This window comes from Actinomycetospora aeridis, assembly GCF_037400275.1.
GTDB lineage: Bacteria > Actinomycetota > Actinomycetes > Mycobacteriales > Pseudonocardiaceae > Actinomycetospora > Actinomycetospora aeridis.
Genome location: NZ_JBBEGL010000018.1, coordinates 20,020 through 43,233, shown reverse-complemented (window position 1 = coordinate 43,233; position 23,214 = coordinate 20,020). Strand labels below are relative to the sequence as shown.

The following is a 23,214-nucleotide window of genomic DNA, read 5'->3' as shown; positions in this document are numbered from 1 at the left end:
GACCACCGGACCCAGGGCGTCCGGGGTGACGAGGACGATCTCGTGGTCGGGCAGCGCCCGGCGCAGCAGCCGCAGCGCGGGCACCGCCACCAGCAGGTCGCCGAGGCCGAGGTCACGCAGGACGACGGCCTGCGGCCTGCTCACCGTGCGGCGTCGCCCAGCCCCTCCCGGAGCTGGACGAGGGTCTTCGCGAGCAGCCGCGAGACGTGCATCTGCGAGATCCCGACGTGCTCGGCGATCTGCGACTGCGTCATGTTCTTGAAGAACCGCAGCATGATGATCGTCCGCTCGCGCTGGGGCAGCTTCTCCAGCAGCGGGGCCAGCGACTGCTGGTACTCGACCTGGTCGAGCGCCGCGTCGGCCTCGCCGAGCAGGTCGGACACGGTGCCGGAGTCGGGGTCGTCGACGAGCATCTCGTCGAGCGATCCGCTGCGGTAGGCGTTCGACGCCTCCAGGGCCTCGAGCACCTCCTCCTTGCCGATGTCGAGGTGCTCGGCGAGCTCGGCGGCGTTGGGCGCGCGGCCCAGCGTCTGCGACATCTGCGACATCGCCGCGGACAGCGTGACGTTGAGGTCCTTGAGCCGGCGCGGTACGCGCATCGACCACGCCTGGTCGCGGAAGTGCCGGCGCACCTCGCCGGTGATCGTCGGGACCGCGTAGGACAGGAAGTCGGTGCCCCGCTCGGGGTCGTAGCGGTCGACGGCGTTGATCAGCCCGAGCGTCGCGACCTGCTCGAGGTCCTCCTCGGGCTCGCCGCGCCGCGAGAAGCGGCGCGCGATGTGCTGGGCCACGGGCAGGTGGCCGCGTACGAGCTCGTCGCGCAGCGCCAGCCGCTGCGGGGAGCCCTTCTCCAGCGCGGCGTGCTCGGCGAGCTTGGGCATGAGGTGGTCGTACTCGCCCCGCGAGCCCGAGCGCTTGCCGTTGCGACCGGAGTTCCGGTCCCGCGCCGTCTCGTCACCGTCGGTGGCCTTGTCACCGGTCGCGCCGGCGGTGTCGGTCATGGCAGGGATCGCGCTCACATCCGTGGAGTCGGGAGTGGAGGGAGTGGGGGAGGGTCGGGTGGCGACGCGCGGGCCCGCGGCGGGCGGCGTCACGGACCCGCGGTCTCGGGCCGGCGGTCGTGCAGGACGGCGACGGCGGCCAGGTCGGCCGGCTCGGCGAGGTCGGCCGGCTCGGCCCGCTCGGTAGACGGTCCGTCGTCCAGCACGTCCTCGACCGGGACGTCGGCGGTGGTGCGGTCCATGATCACCCGCAGCGCCAACCGGTGCGCCTCGCCGTGCCCCGCGGGCGCCTCGGCGAGCACGCGCACGTCGTCGGCGAGCACCGTGAGGACGCGCCACGCGAACGTGTCGGTCGGCAGCGTCGTGGGCCCGACGGTGGAGACCGACGCGGTCATCGTGATGCGGTCGTCGTCGACCGCGAACGTGACCGTCAGCTTCGTGGCGGGTCGGGCCAGCGCGGCGAGGCAGGTGCACGCCTCGTCCACGGCGAGCCGCAGGTCGTCGACGACGTCGAGGGGGAACTCGGAACGTGCGGCCAGGTCACCGGCCACGGTGCGCACAGTGACGAGCGCCTCCGGCACCGGCAGGACACGCACTTCCACGTCGCGCGGCGCGCCGGGGACACGGTCCACGGGGGGCAGCGGGCGGATCAACGGAGGTTCCTCCTGGTCGGTCTCGCCTCCAGTGGGCGTCGGACGGACCGGCGAGGTTCCGGTCTCCCGGCGTGTACCCGGGGCCCTTGCCCACAAACCGATGCCCAGGTCAGGTCATGCTCTGCGGGGACGGCGCCCCCGTGGTGTGCTGCCGTGCCGTGAGCGCCCGGCCCCGTGTCGATCAGCCGAGGGCGGTGCTGTTCGACCGCGACGGCACCCTCGTCGTCGACGTCCCCTACAACGGCGACCCCGCCGCGGTCCGGCCGATGCCCGGCGCGGCCGACGCCCTCGCCCGCGTCCGGGCGGCCGGGGTGCCGGTCGGGGTGGTCAGCAACCAGTCCGGCGTCGCCCGGGGCCTCCTCGACGTCGCGCAGGTGGCGGCCGTCAACGCGCGGGTCGAGGAGCTGCTCGGCCCGTTCGCGGTGTGGCGCTGGTGCCCGCACGGCGCCGAGGACGGCTGCCCCTGCCGCAAGCCCGCTCCCGGCATGGTGCTCGACGCGGCCGCCGCGCTCGGCGTCGCGCCGGGGGACGTCGCCGTGGTCGGGGACATCGCCGCCGACGTGGGCGCCGCCGACGCCGCCGGGGCGCGGGCGGTGCTCGTGCCGACCCCCGCGACCCGCCGCGAGGAGATCGACGACGCCCGGACGCGCGGGCGGCTCGCCGACGACCTCCTCGGTGCCGTCACGCTGCTGGGGTTCGGGGACGGGCAGTTCGGGGGCAGGCAGTTCGGGGGCAGGCAGTTCGGGGGCGAGGAATGAGCCGCCGCGTCCTCGTCGTGCGCCTCGACAGCGACGGCGACGTCCTGCTCGCCGGCCCCGCGATGCGCGCCGTCGCGGCCGGCGCGGACGAGGTCGTCGCCGTCGTCGGGCCCCGCGGGCGGCAGGCGGCCGGGCTGCTGCCGGGGGTCGACGCCGTCGCGGTGTGGCGCTGCCCGTGGGTCGACGCCGAACCGCCGCCGGTGACGCGCGAGGACACCGGGGCGACGGTCGCGATGCTGGCGGCCCTCGACGCCGACGAGGCCGTCGTGCTGACCTCGTTCCACCAGTCGCCGCTGCCGACCGCGCTCGTGCTGCGGCTCGCCGGTGTCCCGCGGATCACCGCGGCCTCCGTCGACTACCCCGGCAGCCTGCTCGACGTCCGGCTGCGTCCCGGCGAGGACCTGCCCGAGGACCTCCCCGAACCCGAGCGCGCCCTGGCGATCGCCGAGCGCGCGGGCTACGCGCTTCCCGCGGGGGACGACGGGCGCCTCGCCGTCACCGTCGACGCCGCCGCGCGGCAGGAGGCCGCCGACCTCCTCGCCCCCCACGGCGTCGGCGGCGGGTACGTCGTCCTGCACCCCGGCGCGTCCGTCCCGGCCCGCGCGTGGTCGCCGCACCGTGCCGCCGAGGGCGTCGCGGCACTCGCGGCGGCGGGCCACCGGGTCGTGGTGACGGGCGCACCGGGGGAGACGGCGCTCACCGCGCAGGTCGCCGGGCGCGACGGCGTGGATCTCGGCGGGCGGACCGGGTTCGGGTCGCTCGCGGCGGTGCTCGCCGGCGCGCGGGCGGTCGTGGTGGGCAACACAGGACCCGCCCATCTGGCCGCCGCGGTGGGTGTGCCGGTCGTCTCCCTCTTCGCCCCCGTCGTTCCCCCGGAACGGTGGTCCCCTTACGGAGTGCGACGGATTCTGCTCGGTGACCAGGGCGCTCCGTGCCGCGGGACACGGGCCCGGAACTGCCCCGTGCCTGGTCATCCGTGTCTCGACAGCATCCGCGGTGCGCACGTCGTCACGGCCGTCGCCGCGCTGATCGACGGAGAGTAGTAGTTCGGTCGACGGAGTTTATGGGCTCCGCGCGGTACCAATACCTCGCCGGTGACCTTCCTGGCCCCCTCCGCATCGCCGGTCGCCCCGGCGCGGACCGTGCTGCACTGGCACGTGCACGGCTCCTGGACGACCGCGTTCGTTCAGGGCCGGCACACGTGCCTGCTGCCGGTGCTGCCCGAGGGCGGACCGTGGGGCGGGGGGCGGCCGGCGGCCTGGGACTGGCCCGACCGCGCCGAGGAGGCCACCCCGGAGCAGCTGCGCGAGCGCGCCGACGAGATCGACGCCGTCGTGCTGCAGCGCCCCGAGGAGATCGAGCTCACCGAGCGCTGGACCGGTCGGCGACCCGGCGTCGACCTCCCGGCGGTGTTCGTCGAGCACAACACGCCCAAGGGCGACGTCCCGACGACCCGGCACCCGATGGCCGACCGCGACGACATCCCGGTCGTCCACGTCACGCACTTCAACGCGCTGATGTGGGACACGGGACGGGCGCCGGTCCGCGTCGTCGAGCACGGCGTGCTCGACCCCGGTGACCGCTACACCGGCGAGCTCGACCGCGCGGCCGTCGTGGTCAACGAGCCGGCCCGGCGCGGCCGCGTCACCGGCACCGACCTGCTGCCCGCGTTCGCCGACACCGTCGGTCTCGACGTCTACGGGATCGGCAGCGGACGCCTCGGCGAGGCCGTGAGCCATCCCGACATCGCGATCGGGGGCGACCTGCCCCAGGACCGCCTGCACACCGAGATGGCGCGTCACCGCGTCTACCTGCACCCGGTGCGCTGGACGTCGCTGGGCCTGTCGCTGATCGAGGCGATGATGCTCGGGATGCCGGTGGTCGCGCTGGCCACCACGGAGGCCGCGGTCGACGTCCCGGCGGCGGCGGGCGTCGTCGCCACCGACCTGCGGGCCCTGCACGAGGGCCTGCGCACGTTCCGCGACGACCCGGTGCTCGCCCGCGAGGCGGGCACCGCCGCCCGCGCCGCGGCGCTGGCCCGCCACGGCGTGGGCCGCTTCACCGACGACTGGGAGCAGCTGCTCACCGAGGTGATCGACGGGCGGGTCGACGGCGACCCCGCACCGCGGCCACCGCACCTCGTCAGCGCGGTCTGACCGCAGGCCGACGACCGCACCCACCAGGGAACGGGTCCAGACCAGGGCCGTCCCCCGACCCCGTACGTCCCGGCCGGCGCGCCTCGGCGCCGCCCCCTCGATCAACGGACCCGGCGCGCCCTCGCGCGCGCCGGGGGAGGAGAGCGCATGCGGATCGCGATGGTGTCCGAGCACGCCAGCCCGCTCGCCGCGTCGAGCGGGCTCGGCGGCGTCGACGCGGGCGGCCAGAACGTCGCCGTGCGGGCGCTGGCGCTGGCGCTGGCCGACGCCGGCCACGAGATCGTCGTCCACACCCGCCGCACCGACCCCCGCACCGCCCGCCGCGTCGCGCTCGCGCCGGGCGTGACCGTCGACCACGTCGACGCCGGCCCGGCGCGCGAGCTGCCCAAGGACGATCTCGTCGAGCACATGGCGGCCTTCTCCGACGAGCTCGCCGCCAGCTGGCGCGCCGAGCGCCCGGACGTCGTGCACGCCCACTTCTGGATGTCCGGCATGGCCGCGCTGCCCGCGGCGCGCCCGCTCGGCGTGCCGGTGGTGCAGACGTTCCACGCGCTCGGCTCGGTGAAGCGCCGCCACCAGGGCGCCGACGACACGAGCCCGGCCGAGCGCGTCGCCGTGGAGAGCGACCTCGCCGCGTCCGTGGACCGGGTGCTCGCCACCTGCCGCGACGAGGTCGACGAGCTCGTCGCGCTCGGCATCCCCGCCGAGCGCACGACCGTCGTGCCCTGCGGCGTGGACGTCGGGCACTTCACGTCCGGGTCGGCGCGCCGCGACGGCCCCTTCCGGGTCCTGACGGTCAGCAGGCTCGTGCCGCGCAAGGGTGTCGACACCGTCATCGCCGCGATGGCGCGCCTCCCGCGCGACGCCGAGCTGGTGATCGCCGGCGGACCGCGCCCCGAGGGCCTCGACGACGACCCCGAGGTCGCGCGGCTGCGGACGCTGGCCCGGTCGGCGGGCGTCGCGGACCGCGTGTCGTTCCTCGGCGCCGTCGGGCACGACGCGCTGCCCGCGCTCTACCGCGACGCCGACGCCGTGGCCTGCGTGCCCGCCTACGAGCCGTTCGGCCTCGTGCCGCTCGAGGCGATGGCCTGCGGGCGCCCGGTCGTCGCGGCCGCGGTCGGCGGGCTCGCCGACACCGTCGTCGACGGCGTGACCGGCCACCACGTGCCCACGGGCGACCCCGGCGCCGTCGCCGCCGCGCTGGAGCGCCTGCGGGCCGACCCGCGCCGCGCCCGCCGGATGGGCCGCGCCGGGCGTCGTCGCGCCGAGACCGAGTACGGCTGGGACCGCGTCGCGGCCTCGCACGAGCAGGTCTACGGCGCCGTCGCCGCGGCCGTCCCCGCCCTGACCAGCCTCACCACGGGGAGCCCCGCATGAGCCAGGAGATCGTCCACCGCCACCTCGGCGGGCTGCGCGGCACCCTCGACGGCCTCGCCGGCGAGTCCGCGCGCATCGACCGCTGGGGCGTCGAGCTCGCCACCCGCCTGCGCCACGGCTCGCGCCTGCTGGCCGCGGGCAACGGGGGCAGCGCCGCCGAGGCGCAGCACCTCACCGCCGAGCTCGTCGGGCGCTACCGCGGGGAGCGCGAGCCGCTCTCGGCGATCGCGCTGCACGCGGACACCTCGACCCTCACCGCGCTCGGCAACGACTACGGCTACGACGAGGTCTTCGCCCGCCAGGTCCGCGCCCACGGGCGTCCCGGCGACGTGCTGATCCTGCTCTCGACGAGCGGGCGCAGCCCCAACCTCGTCGCCGCCGCCGAGGCGGCCCGCGCGCTCGGGCTGACCGTGTGGGCGCTCACCGGGCCCGGCCCCAACCCGCTCGCCGACGCGGCCACCGAGGCGCTCTGCCTGCCGGGGGAGACCCCGTCGGTGCAGGAGGCGCACCTCGTGACCGTGCACCTGCTGTGCGAGGTCGTCGACCGGGTGCTGGCCCCGGCGCCGCGCGGCCGTGGCGCCGAGGAGCTCGTGCCGTGAGCCCCCGCACGCGCGCCTCGATCGTGGTGGTCGGCGACTGCCTGCGCGACGTCGACGTCCTCGGCGCCGTCGAGCGGCTCTGCCCGGACGCCCCCGCGCCGGTGCTCGACGAGTCCGACCGGCGGGAACGTCCCGGCGGGGCGGGGCTGACCGCCCTGCTCGCCGCGCGCAGCACCGCGCGCCCGGTGCGGCTGGTGACGGCGCTCGGCGACGACGCCGACGCGATGCGGGCGCTGCTCTCCGAGGTGGACGTGGTGGCCGTGCCCGGCGAGGGCACCACCCCGACCAAGACCCGGATGCTCGCCGAGGACCGCGTGCTGCTGCGCGTGGACTCGGGCGGCCTCGGGTCGTTCGCGGTGTCCGACGAGGCGGTCGACGCGATCGCCGGCGCCGGCGTGGTGCTGGTGTCCGACTACGGGCGCGGCCTGACCGCCGACCCCGCGGTGCGCGCCGCGCTCACCGCGGCGGCGGCGCGCGTTCCCGTCGTGTGGGACCCGCACCCCCACGGCGCCCCGCCCGTCCCCGGCGCCACCCTCGTCACCCCGAACATGTCCGAGGCCCGTTCGTATGTGAGTGAACTTGGGGGCTATAGCACCGAAGTTCGCTCACATGGGTTCCCCCAGGAGCCCACCGAGCTCGGGGACGCGCTGCGCGAGCACTGGGGCGTCGACGCCGTCGCCGTCACCGCCGGCCGCGACGGCGCGGTCCTGCGCAGCGCCACCGGCACCTCGGTGACCCCCGCCGCGCCCGCGGCCGGCGGCGACCCCTGCGGCGCCGGTGACCGGTTCGCCGCGAGCGTCGCGGTCGCCCTCGCCGAGGGCGCGGCCGTCGACGACGCCGTGCGCCGGGGTGTCGCGGACGCCGCCGCGTTCGTCGCCGCGGGCGGTGCGTCCGCGCTCGACGAGCAGGCCCCCCGACCCGAGACCGACGTCGTCGCCGCCGCCCGGGCCCGGGGCGCCACCGTCGTCGCCACCGGCGGCTGTTTCGACCTCCTGCACGCCGGGCACGCCCGGACCCTGGCGGCGGCGCGCCGCCTCGCCGGCGAGGGCGGCGTGCTCGTCGTCTGCCTCAACTCCGACGCCTCGGTGCGCCGGCTCAAGGGTCCCGACCGGCCCGTGGTCACCGAGGCCGACCGCGCCGAGATGCTCACCGCGCTCGCCGCCGTCGACGCCGTCGAGGTGTTCGACGAGGACGACCCCCGCGCGGTGCTCGACCGCCTGCGCCCCGACGTCTGGGTCAAGGGCGGCGACTACGCCACCGACGACCTGCTCGAGACCCCGCTGGTGCACAGCTGGGGCGGCGAGGTCGTCGCCGTCCCGTACCACGCCGGCCGGTCGTCGACCCGGCTGCTGGCCCGTCTCGAGCCGACCTCCGCACCCGTTCTCGAGGGAGACCCGTCATGACCAACCCCGGCACCGTCCTCGTCACCGGCGGCTCGTCCGGCCTCGGTGCCGCCGTGGCCGACGCCGTCGCCGCCGCCGGCGGCACCCCCGTCGTGCTCGACCTCAAGGCCCCCGACGCCGGGCACGCCTTCGTCGAGGTCGACCTCGCCGACACCCGCGCCGCCGAGAGCGCCGTCGCCCGCGCGAGCGAGCAGGTCGGCGGCCTCGACGCCGTCGTCACCGCCGCGGGCATCGACCGCTGCGGCAGGCTCGTCGACGTCGACGCCGGCGAGTGGGACCGCGTCATCGCGGTGAACCTGCTGGGCACCGCCGCCGTCGTCCGCGCCGCCCTGCCCGGGCTCGAGGCGCGTCAGGGCAAGGTCGTCACCGTCTCCTCGACGCTCGGGGTCAAGGCCGTCTCCGACGCGACGGCCTACTGCGCGTCGAAGTTCGGCGTCGTCGGCTTCACCCGGGCGCTGGCCGCCGAGACGGCCGGGCGCGTCGGCGTGACGCTGCTCGTGCCCGGCGGCATGTGGACCCACTTCTTCGACGACCGCCCCGACCAGTACAAGCCGGGTGCCGACGCCAAGCTCAACGACCCCGCGCAGACCGCCGACGCCGTGCTCTACGCGCTGACCCGCCCGGCGGGCAGCGAGGTGCGCGAGCTCGTGGTCACCTCGTCGGAGGAGGGCTCCTACCCGTGAGCCGGTCCTCAGCGCAGGTCGGCGGCCGCCGCGTCGGCGTCGGGGTAGGTGTCGAACAGCTCGGTCAGGCCGGTGAGGCTCAGCGCCCGACCGGCGGTGCGCGGCACCCCGGCCAGGCGCAGCTCGCCCTCGCGGGCGATCGCGGCCTCGCGCTCGGCGATGAGCAGCGCCAGCCCCGCCGAGCCCATGAACTCGACGCCGGAGAGATCGAGCACCACGTGCTTCGCGCCGGCGTCGACCTGCTCGGTGATGGCGCTGCGCAGCGGGGCCGCGGAGGCGGTGTCGACGTCGCCCACCGGGCGCACCACGGCCACCTGGGGACTCAGCAGGCTCGCGGAGACGCCGATGGTGTCGGGCGCGGGCTGGTCTGGACCGTCAGCGGCCATCGGCACTCCCGGGACGAGCGGCTCACCCCGCCGGTGACAGGGCGGGTGGCGACAGTACCGAGGAGGCCTACCCAGCGCCGGGCGGCGGGAACGCGTGCCGCCGACCGCACCCGTGCGTGTTCCCCCGGAAGGACGGATCGCTGATGGCCGCCCCCGAGATCGAGCGTCCCGGGCCGCCGCTGGAGTCCGCGCCGCTCGCGGCCGAGCTGCCCGCGCGCCTGGCGGAGGTGGCGCCGCGCGTGGTCGTGCTCGGCGACACCGTGCTCGACCAGTGGCTGACCGGCCCGTCGCGCCGGCTCTCCCGCGAGGCGCCGGTCCCGGTCGTCGAGGTCGACCACACCCGCGGCTCGCCCGGCGCGGCCGCCAACACCGCGGCCAACCTCGCCGCCCTGGGCGCGCGGACCGAGCTCGTCTCCGTCCTGGGTGACGACGCCGACGCCGCCACGGTGCGCGAGCTGCTCACCGGCTACGGGGTCGGCACCGACGGCGTCGTCACCGACCCGAACCGGCCGACCGCCGCAAAGCGGCGGGTGCTCGCCGACGACGCGCTGGTCGCGCGCTTCGACACGGCACCCCGCTCCGCGCCGGACGACACGGTGCGCGAGCAGCTGCACGCCGCGCTGCGCCGCGCCGTCGACGGCGCCGACGCGGTCGTCGTCTGCGACTACGACGGCGGGACGCTCGACGGCGTCGTGGACCTGCTCGGGACGCCGGGGGAGCGGTCCTTCCGTCTGGTCGTCGACGCCCACGACCCGGCGCGCTGGGCGGCCGCCCGCCCCGACGTCGTCACCCCCAACGCGGGGGAGGCGGCGCTGCTGCTGGGCCGCGAGCTCGGCGGGCCCGACCGGGTGGCCGCCGCCGAGGCCGCCGGACCCGACCTGCGGGAGCGTTCCGGGGCTGGCGCGGTCGTCGTCACCCTGGACCGTGACGGGGCCCTGCTGCTGCCGTCCGATCGCGACGCGCCGGCGCACCGCACGTTCGCCCGCCCGGCGCCGGAGGCCAACACGTGCGGCGCGGGCGACACGTTCACCGCCGCGCTCGTGCTGGCCCTCGCCGCGGGCACCCCGGCGGCGACGGCCGTCGAGCTGGCCCAGGCCGCCGCGGACGTCGTGGTGGGACGGCCCGGGACGTCGGTGTGCGGCACCGGCGAGCTCGCCGAGCGCGTAGCCGCCGCCGAGGGCCCGCTGCTCGACGCGTCGTCGCTCGCCGCGCTCGTCGACGAGCAGCGCGTCGCGGGCCGGCGGGTGGTGTTCACCAACGGCTGCTTCGACGTCGTGCACCGCGGGCACGTCGCGTCGCTCAACCAGGCCAAGCGCCTCGGCGACGTGCTGATCGTGGCGCTGAACTCCGACGCCTCGGTGTCCCGGCTCAAGGGCCCGTCCCGCCCGCTGAACCCGCTCGCCGACCGCGCCGCGGTGATCGGGGCGCTGAGCTGCGTCGACCACGTCACCGCGTTCGACGACGACACCCCCGCCGAGCTGCTCGAGCTGCTCAGGCCCGACGTCTACGCGAAGGGCGGCGACTACACGCCGGAGATGCTGCGCGAGACGGCGACGGTGACCGGGTACGGCGGGCGCGTCGTCATCCTCGACTACCTGCCCGACCGGTCGACGAGCGCGATCGTGGAGCGGATCCGGGGTGGCTGACGTCGACGTCCTCGTCCCCACCCGGGGCCGGCCGGTGGAGCTCGCGACCACCCTGGCCGGCCTCGCGGCGCAGACCGGGGTGGACTTCTCGCTGACGATCTCCGACCAGTCCGACGGCGACGCCTCCTGGGAGACGCCGTCGGCGTGGACGGTGATCCGGTGGTTGCGGCGGCGCGGCGTCGAGGTGGCGCTGCACCGGCACCTCCCCGCGCGGGGGATGGCCGAGCAGCGCGCGTTCCTGCTGTCGTGCGCCACGGCCCCGGCGGTGCTGTACCTGGACGACGACGTGTGGCTCGAGCCGGGCGCGCTGGAGCGGCTGCACCGGGCGCTGGGGGAGCTGCGCTGCGGGGTGGTGGGCGCGGCGATGCAGGCGCTGGGGCACGCCGAGGACCGGCGGCCGCACGAGGTGGGGTCGTTCGAGACGTGGTCCGGTCCGATCACGCCCGAGAGGCTGGAGAAGGACGGCCCGGGCTGGGACCGCTGGCGGCTGCACAACGCGGCGAACGGGCTGCACCTGGCGGAGTCGCTGGGCCTGGACGGCCCGGGACGCCCGGTCCCGCCGGCCGACCGCTTCGTGCCCTACAAGGTGGCGTGGATGGCGGGGTGCGTGCTCTTCGACCGGGCGGCGCTGGTCGAGGCCGGCGGATTCGAGTTCTGGCGCGACGTGCCCGCCGACGCGCACGGCGAGGACGTGTACTCCCAGCAGCGGGTGATGGCGCGGTCCGGGGCGGCGGGCATCCTCCCGCCCGGCGCGTACCACCAGGAGTCCCCCACGGCCCTCCCCGACCGCGGCATCTCAGCCGTAGACGCCCTCCCCATGTGAGCGAACTTTGGGCCTATAGGCCCAAAGTTCGCTCACATACCCCGGGCGATGGAGCCGTTCCGGCCGTGCCTGCGTCGAACGTCGTATGGACGAACTCGACGAATGGCAACGCCTCCTGGGCCGCCAGCACCGCATCGTGACGCGTGGCCAACTACTGGCACAGGGCTTCACCGACGACGGCATCCGGGCGCAGGTGGAGGCGCACCGATGGCAGCGGGTGCACGAGGGTGTCTACGCGCTCTTCACGGGCCCGCTGCCGCCGGAGGCACGCCGGATGGCAGCGCTGCTCGCGTGTCGCGGTGGAGCGATGCTCAGCCACGAGACGGCCGCGGAGCTCCACGGTTTCGTGAAGCCCGACGACGATCGACCGATCCACGTCACGGTGCGATACGGCTGCTCTGCGTCACGGCTCGACGGCGTCAAGGTGCACCGCTCACGGGCCTTCGCGCACATCGGGCTGCCCGGCAGCGATCCGCCGATGACGAGCCGGGTGCACACGGTCCTGGACCTCGCACTCGCCGCCCCGGACGCGACGGAGGCCGCGCGGCGAGCCCACCTGTACGCGCTCGACGCGGGCGTGCACCCGCAGGCCCTCGAACGTGCGGCGGAGCTGCGACGGCCCGCGCGGTACCGGCGCGCCGTCGCCGACGCCGTGACGCTGTTGCGCGATGGTGTGTTGTCCGAGCTGGAGCACCGGTACTTCGTCGACGTCGAGCAGGCCCACGGCCTGCCCGTCGGTCGTCGCCAGGCACCCGTACTCGTCGATGGCGTCCGTCGGTACGAGGACATCGAGTACGACATGCCCCGCGGGACCGTGACCGTGCGTCTCGACGGGTTCGGTACCCACCGCGACCGGCGGACGGCCCTCATCGATCGACGGCGCACCGTCGCCGCCGCCGTGGCCGGTGGGGTCTCGGTGCCCTTCGGGTACGAGGAGGTCACGAAGTTCGCCTGCCGGACCACCCGCGAGGTGGAGGCCCTCCTGCGTGCCGCCGGCTGGGAGGAGCCGCTGCGGCCGTGCGGAGGATGTGAGCGAACTTCGGGCCTATAGGCCCGAAGTTCGCTCACATAGGGATCGGGCCACCGCCAGGACGCGGGGGTCGGTGAGGAGAGCCTCGAGAGGCCGGGAGAGCGGGATGCGCCAGTTCGGGTAGGCGTCGACCGTCCCGGGCAGGTTCGGCTGGCGCACGTCGCCCAGGACGTCCGTGAACGCCGCCAGCACGACCCGCGAGCGCGCCGTCGCGAGCAGCCGGTGCATCGCCAGGATCACCGCCCCGGGATCGGACGCGTCGACCCCGAACCCCTCCGAGGCCAGCAGCTCCAGCAGCTCCTCCCGGTCCCGGGCGGACCCGGACCGCGCCGCGGACACGTCGTCCAGCAGCCCCGCCTCCGCGCGGGCCCGCACGTGCTCGTCGTCCAGGAACCCGGCGGCCGTGGGCAGGTCGTGGGTCGACACGCTCGCCAGCGTCTCCGGGTGCCACTGCCGCGGCGGCAGCAGGGCGCCGTCGGCGGAGCGCTGGAACCACAGCACCGCGCACCCCAGCATCCCGTGCTCCGCGAGCCCCTCGGTGACCTCGGGTTCGACGGTGCCCAGGTCCTCGCCGACCACCACCGCCCCCGCCCGCGACGCCTCGATCGCCACGACGGCGAGCATCGCCCGCGCGTCGTAGTGCACGTACGCACCCTCGCGCGCCCCCCGGCCCGGCGGGATCCACCACAGCCGCCACAGGCCCGCGACGTGGTCGACGCGCAGCCCGTCGGCGTGCCGCAGCACCCCCCGGATCATCGAGCGCAACGGCGCGTACCCCGAGCGGGCGAGGGCGTCGGGACGCCACGGCGGGAGGGCCCAGTCCTGGCCCTGCTGGTTGAAGTCGTCGGGCGGCGCGCCCACCGAGACGCCCGCGGCCAGCGCGTCCGCGAGCGTCCACGCGTCCGCGCCGCCCGCCGAGCAGCCGACGGCGAGGTCGGCGATCAGCCCGACGGCCATGCCCGACCCCGCCCGGTGCGCCGCGGCCAGCTGCGCGTCGGCGAGCTGCAGGCACCAGGCCCAGAACAGCACCCGGTCGGCCAGCTCCCGCCGCGCCGCGGCCACCGAGGAGTCGCCGACGTGCCCCAGCCCCGCCGGCCACGTGTGCAGGTCGCTGCCGTGGCGCTCCGCCAGCGCGTACCAGGTGGCGACGTCGCGCAGCTCCGGGGCGAGCGCGTCCACGTCGGTCGGGGCGGAGGCGTCGTGGGGCCGCAGCAGCTCCAGCGCCGCGCTCTTCGCCGCCCACACGGCGTCGTGGTCGACGAGGTCACCCGAGGGCGGGCGCAGCGCGTCGACGGACTCCCGCACCGACGACGGCGCGACCGCGTAGGCGGGGACGTCCGGGACCCGCACGTAGAGCGGGTGCAGGAACCGGCGGCTCGACGGCGAGTACGGCGACGCCTCGACCTCCGGGGCCAGCGCGAGCGCGTGCAGCGGGTTGACCAGCAACGCGCCCGCCCCCTGCTCGGCGGTCCCCGACAGCAGCGACCCCAGGTCGCCGTAGTCCCCGCACCCCCAGGAGCCGTCCGACCGCACCGCGTAGAGCTGCACCATCCAGCCCCACGTCGGGGGCGGGGGCGCGAGCGCGGGCGGGGCGACGATGAGCGCGACGTCCTGGTCGCGGCACGCCAGCCGGTGGTAGCCGACGGGCAGGTCCGGCGGCACCGACGACACCGACCGCTGCGTGCCGTCCTCGAGGGTGACGACGCCGTCGGCCGGCAACGGACGCGTCGATCCCTCGTCGACGACCACCGTCGCCGGCAGCGCGTCCGCGTCCACCGACCGCACGGCCGCGAGCGCCGACGCGAGCGCGTCGGGCGTCGTCGCGTCGACGTCGAGAGCCTTCAGGACGTCGACGACGACGCCCCGGTCGACCTCGACCTCCTGCTCGTCGGCGTCGCGGTAGCGCACCGCGATGCCGTGGGCGGTGGCGAGCTCGGCGAGCTCCGGCTCGACGGGCTCGGGCACCGGCGTCTCCCTGGGGGCGGAGGGGATCGAGGCTGGGGGGTGGAGGGACCGCAGGATGTCAGGCCGACGGCTGCCGGCGCGGGGCGGGCGGCAGCTCCTCGGCCCCGGCGGAACGGCGCCGGGCGCGGGCGGCGACGTCGTCGGCGACGGCGCGGGCCGCGGTCCCGGGACGGCGGACGTGCTCGAGGGCGGCGACCGCGGTCTCCGCGAGCCCGGCGAGGGTGGCGGCCCGGCGGGCGCTCCACCCGCGGGCGAGCAGCGCGGCGGCCAGCTCCCGGGCGGCCACGACGTCACGGCGGGCGCGGCCGGCGAGGTGGCGCAGGTCCGACGGCGCCTCGGGACGACCGGGGTCGACGTCGACGGTGACCGCGCGGGCTTCGGCCGGGGCGGGACGGGGGATGGGCAGGGTGTCGGGGGCGGCGGCCGGCGGGGCCATCGGGGTGAGGTCGGGTTCGCGGAGCACGGTCACCTTTCGTGGAGGTCTCGACCACGGGATCGGCGTGCGCGATCACCACGAAACGTGACCCTCACGCCGGCAGCAGCAGCTGCTTCTCCCGGACCACGGGCAGGGACAGGGTGCGGTAGCCACCCTCGTCGAACAGCACCACGACCGACTCGTCCGCGACAGTGGTGACCGTCCCGCGGCCCCAGGTGTCGTGCCGCACCGCCTCGCCGGGGGCCGGGTCGCCGTCGGCGGAACCCGCCCGGCTCCCCGGGTCGCCCGGGACGCCCGCGTCGCAGTGGTCGCAGCGGCCACACGCGTCGTCACGGACGTCGCCGAGCACCTCCAGCAGTGTGCGGCGTCGGCACCCGGTGCCCTCGGCGAACCGGCGCACCAGCTCGACCTTGCTCTGCTCCCGCTCGCGCCGGCGCGCGACGAGGGCGGCGGCGTCCGCGGCCAGGTCCCCGAGACCGTCGAGGTCCCCGGTCAGCCCGATCCCGGCGGCGAGGCGCCGGCCCGGCAGCGAGCGCACGGCGCCGAGTGCCACCAGCGCCGGTACCGCCCGCGCCAGGGCGGCCTTCGACAGGCCGGACGCGCGCGCCAGGTCGTCCTGGACCACGCCGTCGGGGTTCTGCGCGACGGCGGCGAGCACGGTGCGCAGCGCACCGGGCCGGGCGTCCCGGCCGGAGGCGAACAGCTTCGGCCGACCGAGGTCCTGCGGGCGGTGGAACAGCACGGCGCGGGCGGGCTGCCCGTCACGACCGGCCCGCCCGCTCTCCTGGTGGTAGGCGTCGATGGAGGTCGGGGTGTCGCCGTGGACCACCCAGCGCACGTCGGGCTTGTCGATCCCCATCCCGAACGCGCTGGTGGCGACGACGACCGGCACCTCGCCGGCCATGAACGCGTCCTGCACCCGCGCCCGCTCGGCGGCCTTCATCCCGCCGTCGTAGGCCTCGGCACCGATCCCGGCGGCCCGCAGACGGTCGCGGACGAGCGTCGTGTGCGCCCGGGTGGTGACGTAGACGATCCCGCTGTCGCCGAGGTCGACGACCTCGCGCACGACGCGCTCCCACTTCGCGATCTCGTCGTGGACGAGGTGGCCCGCGAGGTGGATGTTGGGCCGGTCGGTGTCGCGCACGACGATGCACGCGTCCGGCACCCCGAGCAGGTCGAGGATCTCCTGACGCGCCGGCACCGACGCGGTCGCGGTCAGCGCCAGCACGCGCGGGGTCCCGAGGCGCCGCCGGGCGACCGCGAGGCCGAGGTAGTCGGGCCGGAAGTCCGGTCCCCAGTCGCAGACGCAGTGCGCCTCGTCGACGGCGAGCAGGGTCGGTGCGCCGGCGGCGAGGGCGTCGAGGACGTCCTCGCGCGCCAGCTGCTCGGGCGAGGTGATGAGCACGTCGATCCCACCGGCGCCGAACCGCTCGAGGACGGCGTCGCGGCCGGACACCGTCGAGTTGAGCGCCTCGGCGCGCAGGCCGGCGTCGGCGAGGTGGGCGACCTGGTCGTGGTGCAGCGACAGCGTCGGCGACACCACGATCGTCGGGCCGCCCAGCACCAGGCCGGTGACCGCGTACACCGCGGTCTTGCCCGCGGCCGGGGGCAGGACGGCGAGGCAGTCGTCGACGACCGCGCCGAGGACCGCCTCGCGCTGGCCGTCGCCGAGCTCGGCGCCCTCGCCGAGGACGCGGGCGACGGCCGCGTCGACGGCGTCGAGGGTGGGGGAGGGGACCGGGCCGCACGGGCCGGAAGCGTCGGGCACCGGCCGGTGGTAGCCGGGGTGGCCCCGCCAGAAACGGCGTTCGTGGGGGACGGGACGGGGGTACGCCCCGCCGGTGGATCTGGTGCACGTGGAGCCCTACGGACCGGGCCTGGGCCGCCGCCGGCGCGGCAAGGGCTGGAGCTACTACGACCGCGAGACCGGCGCGGCGGTGACCGACGCGGATCACCTCGACCGCATCCGGAAGATCGTCATCCCGCCGGCGTGGCAGGACGTGTGGATCTGCGCCGACCCGGTCGGCCACATCCAGGCCGTCGGCACGGACGCGGCCGGACGTCGGCAGTACCGCTACCACGAGGCGTGGACCGCGCAGCGCAACCAGGAGAAGTTCGTCCGGGTCGCCCGCCTCGGCCACGTCATCGACGACGCCCGCCACGAGATCGCGGCGCGGCTCACGACGGGACGGGGCCTCGGCCGGGACCGGGTCCTGGCCGGGGCGGTCTGGATGCTCGACCTCGGCGTGTTCCGCGTCGGGGGCGAGGAGTACGCCAGCGACGACTCGCCCGGTGACGCCTCCTTCGGCCTCGCCACCCTGCGCCGCGAGCACGCGATCGCCCGCCGCGACGGCGGCGTCGAGTTCCGCTACACCGCCAAGTCCGGGGTGCCGCGCCGCGTCACGCTGCACGACGAGCACGTGCACGCCCTGGTCACCTCGCTCAAGCGCCGTCGTGGCGGGGGCGAGGACCTCCTGGCCTTCCGTCGCGGTGGGCGCGGCGGAGACCGCGGGCCGTGGCACGACGTCACCGCGCAGGACGTCAACGACGCCGTGCGCGAGCTGATCGGCGACGAGTTCACCGCCAAGGACCTGCGGACGTGGAACGCGGGCGTGCAGGCGGCGGTCGCCCTCGCCGGGGAGTGCGACGACGGGGGCGCCCCGCCGCGCGCGCAGCGCAAGCAGCAGAGCGCGGTGACCCGGACCATGAAGGCCGTCGCCGAGCAGTTGGGCAACACGCCGGCGGTCTGCAAGCGTTCCTACGTCGACCCCGTGCTCGTCACCCACTTCGAGAACGGCCGCACGATCGCCGACGCCGTGCGGGAGGCCGCCGGGCAGGACGACCGCGAGCTGCGCCGCCACGTCGAGCGCGCGGTGCTCGCGCTGCTCGACGAGCGGGGTGCGGTCACGCTGACGGCCGCGGCGTAGACGCCCGGCCGATCGGGGCGGACCGTCAGACCGCCAGTTCCGCCCAGACGGTCTTGCCGTCGCGATGGGCCTCGACGCCCCACGTCGCGGCCACGGCCGCGACCATGGCGAGCCCGCGTCCGCGCGGCGACGTCGGCGGCGGGAGGTGGACGTCGGGCAGCGGCACGAGATCGAAGTCGCGCACCGTGACCCGCAGGGACTGCGCCCGGCGCTCCACCTCGACCACGGACCGGCTCCCCGCGTGCTCGACCGCGTTCGTGACGAGCTCGGTGACGACGATCTCGGCGGCCTCGCGCGCGTCCTCGTCGACGGTCCAGAGCCCGCAGACGCGCCGCACGTGCTGACGCGCGTCGCCCGGGGCGCGCGCGTCGACGTCGAAGCGCCACCAGCCGCGGACCAGCTCGGGTCGGTCGTCGATGTGGTCGAGCGCGGACGGCACGTCCGGGTGGACGGGGACGCGCTCGGCGACCCGGGAGCTGACGAGCAGCGCGGCGAGCGTCACGTCGGGCGCCGCCACGGCCAGCCGCACGTCGGGCCACTCACCGGCCTGCGCGGCGGCCTCGCTGAACGCGTGCACCGCGCCCGAGTGCGTCAGCGTCACCCCGGAGACGTCGGCGACCACCGCGCCGTCGCGTCGCAGGAGTGCGCAGAGCCGCGCCACCAGGGGACGGGCGGTGCTCACCGAGAGCGGGCCGGACAGCGCCACGACCGTGGGCGAGGAGCCCCGGTCCCCGCGCGCCTCGGACGGCGCGCCCGACCACAGGTCGGCCCCGCTGTCCCCCGTCTGCTCGAGGGGCAGCTCGATCCTTGTGTCCACGACTCACCTCCGGCCCCTGGTACCCCCGCCCCGGGGAGGCCATGCGCGCGTCGCGGTCCGCGTCGCCGGGCGTCCGCGACCGCGCCGACCGACGCGCCGAGCGGAGCCGGACGCGACATGATGGGCGCATGAGCGAGGAGGACGACCGACCGTCGTCGGCACTGGCGGCGGCCGCGGCGTCGGGCGCCGGGGAGGGCGCGGGCACCGGCGACCTGGTGTCGTCACCGGGCGCGGTGATGCGGGTGGCCGGAATGATCGGGAAGCTCGTCGAGGAGGTCCGGGCGGCGCCGCTGGACGAGGCCGGGCGGTCCCGGCTGGCCGACATCCACGAGCGGTCCATCCGCGAGCTCGAACAGGGACTGGCCCCGGAGCTGCGCGAGGAGCTGCACCGCATCACGCTGCCGCTGTCGTCGGAGGCCACCCCGTCGCAGGCCGAGCTGCGCATCGCGCAGGCCCAGCTGCTCGGGTGGCTCGAGGGTCTGTTCCACGGCATCCAGAGCGCCGTGCTCGCGCAGCAGATGGCGGCGCGGGGGCAGCTCGAACAGATGCGTCAGGGCCGCGGCCGTGCGGCGACGAGCGGGGACGGTCAGTACCTCTAGCGGGACCTCTAGCGGGCCTCGTAGACGACGGTGCCGATCTCGGCGGCCGCGGGGGTGTCCTCGCGACGTCCGCCGCGCAGTGCGACGCGGCGCTCGTCCTCGGTGAGACCGCCCCAGACGCCGTAGGGCTCGCGGGTGGCCAGCGCGTGGCGCCGGCAGGGCTCGATGACCGGGCACGCGGCGCAGACCTTCTTGGCCTCGGACGCGCGGTGCTCACGCCGCGGGCCGCGCTCCCCGTCGGGGTGGAAGAAGAAGCTGGAGTCCATGCCGCGGCACGACCCGTGGAGCTGCCAGTCCCACTCGTCGATGATGGGTCCGGGCAGCAGTCGGATATCAGCCATGACGGTCCTCCCAGTCGGGGCGTCCGGCCGGGGGAGCTGCTTTCCCCGGAATCGGAGCGGCGAGGCCGGTATCCCCTGCGGTCGGGGACCCCAAACACCCCTGAACGGCCCAGTCGGACCCTCGATCGTGGGGTCGATGCCCGTCGGCGACGACTGTGATGCGCCGGCCGCGTCGTGAACGGGTGCCCACGGGGGGTGACGAGTAGGCTCGTCGCGTCGGCAAGTACGTTGCCGGGGGATCGACGACGGGTGCGCACCGTGCTCAGCGCACCCCGAGCACACCCGACCTGACCGGAGGGGGACCAGACGCCGTGGCCACCGATGACGACCTCACCGCTGAGGACCCGCTCGGCGTCGACGTGCAGCGGTCGAACGGCGCGTCGGTGATCCGGCTTGCTGGTGAGATCGACATGCTGACGACGCCGGCGCTGCGCGCGAAGGTGAACGAAGAGCTCCAGGGCAAGCCCACGGTGCTCGTCCTCGACATGCTCTCGGTCGAGTTCCTCGGTTCGAGCGGGCTCGCACTGCTCGTCGAGGCGCTCGACGAGTCCCGCAACAGGGACGTCGCGCTGCGTCTCGTCGCGAACTCGCGGCCGGTGAGCCGGCCGCTGCAGGCGACGGGGCTGACCGACCTGTTCGCGCTCTACCCGTCGGTCGAGGCCGCCCTCGCCGGATGACCGGCGCGGGGGCCTGCCGTCCGCATCGTCTGCGCCGCTACGGTGGCCCCGCCACCGTCCTCCTCACCTGCCGCGAAACGGAGATCAGCAGCCGTGCAGACGCCGGAACCGCAGCAGCGTGATCGTTCCTCCACCGTCACCGATCCGGGCGCAGGCTCGGGCGGCCTGGCCGAGACCCCGACGCCCGTCGAGGTCCGCGTGCACGCCGACCCCGCGCTGATCCCCTCGGTGCGCGCGGTGGCGGCCGACCTTGCTGCGCGAGCCGACTTCGACCTCGACGCCGTCTCCGACCTGCGGATGGCGGTCGACGAGGCCTGCTCGGCCCTGGTGCCGCTGGCCCGCGAGGGCGGGCAGCTGCGCTGCGGGTTCGCGATGGCCGAGGGCCGCATCGACGTCATCTGCCGCGTGCCGGTGACGGGCGAGGCCGCGCTGCGCCAGGACACCTTCGGGTGGCGGGTCCTGACCACGCTCACCGACGACGCCCAGGTGCTCGACGCCGACCCGGAGTGGCTCGGCATCCACCTGCGCAAGCAACGGCTCAACCCGTGAGCGAGCCGGCGCGCGCGCTGTCCGACGCCGCCGAGCAGTCCTCCGGATCCACCTCGGGATCCGTCTCCGGCTCCACGGAGGAGCCGTCGTCGCGGGGTTCGTCGAAGCGCAACGAGGACTCCTACGAGCACCTCGTGCCGATGCTCACCGAGCACGCCGGGCTGGCGACCGACGACCCGCGCCGCGAGGTGCTGCGCGACCGGCTCGTCGAGGGCTATCTGCCGCTGGCCCGGCACATCGCGCGCCGGTTCTCCCAGCGCGGGGAGCCGCAGGAGGACCTCGAGCAGGTCGCGACCGTGGGACTCATCCACGCCGTCGACCGCTTCTCGCCCGAACGCGGCTCGGACTTCCTGTCCTACGCGGTGCCGACGATCACCGGCGAGGTGCGGCGGTACTTCCGGGACAAGGCGTGGTCGACGCGCGTGCCGCGCCGGCTCAAGGACCTGCGCCTGGCCATCGGGTCGGCGATGCCCCAGCTCTCCCAGGAGCTCAACCGGGCACCCACCGCCGGCGAGCTCGCCGAGCACCTCCAGCGCAGCCGCGAGGAGGTCCTCGAGGCCCTCGAGGCGGCGAACGCGTACCGCTCGAGCTCGCTGGACGACATGCTCGTCGACGACCCGTCGAGCGGGCGCCTCGCCGACGTCCTCGGGTCCGCGGACGCCGAGCTGGAGCAGGTCGAGCACCGCGAGACGGTGCAGCCCGCGCTGCGCAAGCTCCCCGAGCGCGAGCGCACGATCGTCATGCTTCGCTTCTTCGGCGGCATGACCCAGACCCAGATCGCCGAGCGCGTCGGGGTGTCCCAGATGCACGTGTCGCGCCTGCTCACCCGCACCCTCGCGACCCTACGCGCCGACCTCTCCGACCCCCCTACCCCGTAGCGGGACCGACGCACGGGGTGTGTCAGCGTGGCGGCCACGCTGACGAATTCAGGACAGCACGCCGATAGGGTCAGGAAGGCCCCCACGATCATGTGCTGACGGGCAACCGCTGGTAGCTCCGCAGCAACAGCGAGCGCCGCCGGACTGCCCCGGCCTCCCGGTGCAGCGTCGGCATCCGCTGGGCGAGCGCGGCCAGCGCGACCCTCCCCTCGAGCCGGGCCAGCGGCGCGCCGAGGCAGTAGTGGATGCCGCCCGAGAACGCGAGGTGCTCACCCCGCGTCGGGCGGTCGAGGTCGAACACATCGGGGTCGTCGTGCACCGCCGGATCGCGGCCGGCGGCCCCGAGCATCGCCATGACGACCGTGTCCGGCGCGACGTCCCGGTCACCGATCCGGGTGGTCTCGTGGGGCGTCCGGGCCGTGAACTGGATCGGCGCGTCGAAGCGCAGGCTCTCCTCGACCGCGTCGGCGGCCCGTCCCGGATCGGCGGCCAGCCGCGCCCAGGGCTCGCGGGCGTCGGTCATCGCGGCGACGGCGTTCGACAGCAAGGTGCTCGTCGTCTCGAACCCGGCGAGCAGCAGCAGCGCCGCCAGGCTGATCGTCTCCTCGATGCCGGCGTCTTCGGCCGCGAGGTGGCTGATGAGGTCGTCGGCGGGGTCGTGGCGGCGCTTCTCGAGCAGGTCGCCGAGCAGCCCGCGCAGCTCGACGATCGCGGCCTCGAGCCGGTGCAGCGCCCGCAGCGAGCGCACCCCGCCCAGCGCGGCGGCCACGGCGCGGCCCCACTGCGCGAACGCGCCCGCGTCGGCGTCCGGGACCCCGAGGATCTCCGCGATGACGGCGACGGGCAGGGGCGTCGCGACGTCGGCGACGAGGTCGAACCGCTCCCGACGCGCGGCCTCGTCGGACAACCGTTCCGACAGCGCGACCACGAGCGGCTCGTAGCCGTTGACCCGCGCCGGGGTGAAGAAGGTCCCGACGAGTCGCCGCAGCCGCGTGTGCTCGGGCGGGTCCATCCCGAGGAACGAGAGGTCGACGGGCTCGAGCAGCGGGTCGCGCTCGCCCTCGACGGCGCCGCCCAGCGAGCCGCCGCTGCGCGTGCGGACCATGAACCGGCGGTCACGGACGAGGTCCCGGCACATCGCGTGGGTGGCGACGACGAGGACCCCGGCGCGGCTCGCATACGGCTGAGCGGCCTCGCGCAGCTGCCGCTGGACGGGCGTGGGGTCGTCGATCCACGGGCGGTAGAGCAGACGGAGGATGGGGTCGCCGGCCAGCGCCATCGCCAGCCCCCCGGCCCGCACGACGGCCAGCCGTGCGCCCAGCCGGACGTCGCGGCGCAGGTCCATGACTCCGATCCTGGCCCGCGCGACCGTGACGAGGAAGCCGGTGATCGTGGCGGCTTTCCTGACGTCCAACGTCAGCGTGGCCGCCAGGCTGGAACACCACGCACCACGCACCACGCCCCTGCACGGCGTGTCGCGTCGGCGAGCGTGTGGCGATCCGGGCGTGAC

Annotated in this window: 24 protein-coding genes; 15 read left to right on the top strand and 9 right to left on the bottom strand. The window is 75.9% G+C overall.

The features are described 5' to 3' along the window. Positions 1 to 140: 140 nt before the first annotated feature. A complete protein-coding gene (locus WCD41_RS30590; RefSeq protein ID WP_337719041.1) occupies positions 141 to 881 on the bottom strand; it encodes an RNA polymerase sigma factor SigF in 741 nt (246 codons plus the stop codon). Between the two features lie 209 nt (positions 882 to 1,090). Beyond that, on the bottom strand, positions 1,091 to 1,582 hold the full coding sequence (locus WCD41_RS30585; protein WP_337719040.1) for an ATP-binding protein: 492 nt from the start codon (positions 1,580 to 1,582) through the stop codon (positions 1,091 to 1,093). A 266-nt stretch (positions 1,583 to 1,848) separates the two neighbouring features. On the opposite strand from WCD41_RS30585, the gene WCD41_RS30580 reads away from it, so the two are divergent. The 7 genes from WCD41_RS30580 to WCD41_RS30550 all read left to right on the top strand — a co-directional run bounded on the left by WCD41_RS30580 (position 1,849) and on the right by WCD41_RS30550 (position 8,630). Continuing rightward, a complete protein-coding gene (locus WCD41_RS30580; protein WP_337719038.1) occupies positions 1,849 to 2,412 on the top strand; it encodes a D-glycero-alpha-D-manno-heptose-1,7-bisphosphate 7-phosphatase in 564 nt (187 codons plus the stop codon). Beyond that, positions 2,409 to 3,455 (top strand): glycosyltransferase family 9 protein, encoded by a 1,047-nt coding sequence (locus WCD41_RS30575; RefSeq protein ID WP_337719037.1) that lies wholly within the window; start codon positions 2,409 to 2,411, stop codon positions 3,453 to 3,455. The genes WCD41_RS30580 and WCD41_RS30575 overlap by 4 nt, the downstream gene beginning before the upstream one ends. A gap of 51 nt (positions 3,456 to 3,506) precedes the next feature. After that, positions 3,507 to 4,568, top strand: a complete 1,062-nt coding sequence (locus WCD41_RS30570; protein ID WP_337719036.1) for a glycosyltransferase — start codon at positions 3,507 to 3,509, stop codon at positions 4,566 to 4,568. Positions 4,569 to 4,715: 147 nt separating this feature from the next. After that, a complete protein-coding gene (locus tag WCD41_RS30565) occupies positions 4,716 to 5,945 on the top strand; it encodes a glycosyltransferase (RefSeq protein ID WP_337719035.1) in 1,230 nt (409 codons plus the stop codon). Beyond that, entirely contained in the window at positions 5,942 to 6,544 is a 603-nt protein-coding gene (locus WCD41_RS30560) for a D-sedoheptulose-7-phosphate isomerase (protein ID WP_337719034.1), read from the top strand. The genes WCD41_RS30565 and WCD41_RS30560 overlap by 4 nt, the downstream gene beginning before the upstream one ends. Then, positions 6,541 to 7,947 carry a PfkB family carbohydrate kinase gene (locus tag WCD41_RS30555; protein ID WP_337719033.1) on the top strand — a complete coding sequence of 469 codons (1,407 nt, stop codon included), beginning with the start codon at positions 6,541 to 6,543 and terminating at the stop codon, positions 7,945 to 7,947. Before WCD41_RS30560 ends, WCD41_RS30555 begins: the two co-directional genes overlap by 4 nt. Further along, positions 7,944 to 8,630, top strand: a complete 687-nt coding sequence (locus tag WCD41_RS30550) for an SDR family oxidoreductase (RefSeq protein WP_337719032.1) — start codon at positions 7,944 to 7,946, stop codon at positions 8,628 to 8,630. The genes WCD41_RS30555 and WCD41_RS30550 overlap by 4 nt, the downstream gene beginning before the upstream one ends. Before the next feature lie 8 nt (positions 8,631 to 8,638). Here the strand turns inward: WCD41_RS30550 and WCD41_RS30545 are convergent, their stop codons facing one another. Continuing rightward, complete coding sequence (locus WCD41_RS30545; RefSeq protein WP_337719031.1) at positions 8,639 to 9,016, bottom strand: STAS domain-containing protein; 378 nt, start codon at positions 9,014 to 9,016, stop codon at positions 8,639 to 8,641. Between the two features lie 143 nt (positions 9,017 to 9,159). Between WCD41_RS30545 and rfaE2 the strand changes: the two genes are divergently transcribed. The 3 genes from rfaE2 (at position 9,160) to WCD41_RS30530 (ending at position 12,536) form a co-directional block, all read left to right on the top strand. Further along, positions 9,160 to 10,662: a D-glycero-beta-D-manno-heptose 1-phosphate adenylyltransferase gene (gene rfaE2, locus WCD41_RS30540; RefSeq protein ID WP_337719030.1), complete on the top strand. Its 1,503-nt coding sequence runs from the start codon at positions 9,160 to 9,162 to the stop codon at positions 10,660 to 10,662. Continuing rightward, complete coding sequence (locus WCD41_RS30535) at positions 10,655 to 11,485, top strand: glycosyltransferase family 2 protein (RefSeq protein WP_337719029.1); 831 nt, start codon at positions 10,655 to 10,657, stop codon at positions 11,483 to 11,485. The genes rfaE2 and WCD41_RS30535 overlap by 8 nt, the downstream gene beginning before the upstream one ends. An 85-nt stretch (positions 11,486 to 11,570) precedes the next feature. Then, entirely contained in the window at positions 11,571 to 12,536 is a 966-nt protein-coding gene (locus WCD41_RS30530; protein ID WP_337719028.1) for a hypothetical protein, read from the top strand. Here WCD41_RS30530 and WCD41_RS30525 read toward each other — a convergent pair. The 3 genes from WCD41_RS30525 to WCD41_RS30515 all read right to left on the bottom strand — a co-directional run bounded on the left by WCD41_RS30525 (position 12,531) and on the right by WCD41_RS30515 (position 16,684). After that, complete coding sequence (locus WCD41_RS30525; RefSeq protein WP_337719027.1) at positions 12,531 to 14,480, bottom strand: 4-alpha-glucanotransferase; 1,950 nt, start codon at positions 14,478 to 14,480, stop codon at positions 12,531 to 12,533. The genes WCD41_RS30530 and WCD41_RS30525 overlap by 6 nt on opposite strands. A 58-nt stretch (positions 14,481 to 14,538) precedes the next feature. After that, positions 14,539 to 14,943: a hypothetical protein gene (locus WCD41_RS30520; protein WP_337719026.1), complete on the bottom strand. Its 405-nt coding sequence runs from the start codon at positions 14,941 to 14,943 to the stop codon at positions 14,539 to 14,541. Positions 14,944 to 15,007: 64 nt separating this feature from the next. Further along, complete coding sequence (locus tag WCD41_RS30515) at positions 15,008 to 16,684, bottom strand: RecQ family ATP-dependent DNA helicase (protein ID WP_337719025.1); 1,677 nt, start codon at positions 16,682 to 16,684, stop codon at positions 15,008 to 15,010. A 73-nt stretch (positions 16,685 to 16,757) separates the two neighbouring features. Between WCD41_RS30515 and WCD41_RS30510 the strand changes: the two genes are divergently transcribed. Continuing rightward, the gene (locus tag WCD41_RS30510) at positions 16,758 to 17,843 is read left to right on the top strand and encodes a DNA topoisomerase IB (protein WP_337719023.1); all 1,086 of its coding nucleotides are present in this window, start codon (positions 16,758 to 16,760) and stop codon (positions 17,841 to 17,843) included. Between the two features lie 25 nt (positions 17,844 to 17,868). On the opposite strand, the gene WCD41_RS30505 is transcribed toward WCD41_RS30510, so the two are convergent. Further along, on the bottom strand, positions 17,869 to 18,660 hold the full coding sequence (locus tag WCD41_RS30505; protein ID WP_337719022.1) for an ATP-binding protein: 792 nt from the start codon (positions 18,658 to 18,660) through the stop codon (positions 17,869 to 17,871). Between the two features lie 128 nt (positions 18,661 to 18,788). On the opposite strand from WCD41_RS30505, the gene WCD41_RS30500 reads away from it, so the two are divergent. Next, positions 18,789 to 19,259 (top strand): proteasome activator, encoded by a 471-nt coding sequence (locus WCD41_RS30500; RefSeq protein ID WP_337719021.1) that lies wholly within the window; start codon positions 18,789 to 18,791, stop codon positions 19,257 to 19,259. An 8-nt stretch (positions 19,260 to 19,267) separates the two neighbouring features. Here the strand turns inward: WCD41_RS30500 and WCD41_RS30495 are convergent, their stop codons facing one another. Beyond that, positions 19,268 to 19,600 carry a WhiB family transcriptional regulator gene (locus WCD41_RS30495; protein WP_337719020.1) on the bottom strand — a complete coding sequence of 111 codons (333 nt, stop codon included), beginning with the start codon at positions 19,598 to 19,600 and terminating at the stop codon, positions 19,268 to 19,270. Positions 19,601 to 19,911: 311 nt separating this feature from the next. On the opposite strand from WCD41_RS30495, the gene WCD41_RS30490 reads away from it, so the two are divergent. The 3 genes from WCD41_RS30490 to WCD41_RS30480 all read left to right on the top strand — a co-directional run bounded on the left by WCD41_RS30490 (position 19,912) and on the right by WCD41_RS30480 (position 21,704). Next, a complete protein-coding gene (locus WCD41_RS30490) occupies positions 19,912 to 20,277 on the top strand; it encodes an anti-sigma factor antagonist (RefSeq protein ID WP_274192486.1) in 366 nt (121 codons plus the stop codon). Positions 20,278 to 20,370: 93 nt separating this feature from the next. Continuing rightward, positions 20,371 to 20,826, top strand: coding sequence for an ATP-binding protein (locus WCD41_RS30485; protein WP_337719019.1), 456 nt, complete (start codon positions 20,371 to 20,373; stop codon positions 20,824 to 20,826). A gap of 140 nt (positions 20,827 to 20,966) precedes the next feature. After that, positions 20,967 to 21,704, top strand: coding sequence for an RNA polymerase sigma factor SigF (locus tag WCD41_RS30480; protein ID WP_337719039.1), 738 nt, complete (start codon positions 20,967 to 20,969; stop codon positions 21,702 to 21,704). An 88-nt stretch (positions 21,705 to 21,792) separates the two neighbouring features. Here WCD41_RS30480 and WCD41_RS30475 read toward each other — a convergent pair whose 3' ends face one another. Beyond that, a complete protein-coding gene (locus WCD41_RS30475; protein WP_337719018.1) occupies positions 21,793 to 23,049 on the bottom strand; it encodes a cytochrome P450 in 1,257 nt (418 codons plus the stop codon). Positions 23,050 to 23,214: the final 165 nt, after the last annotated feature.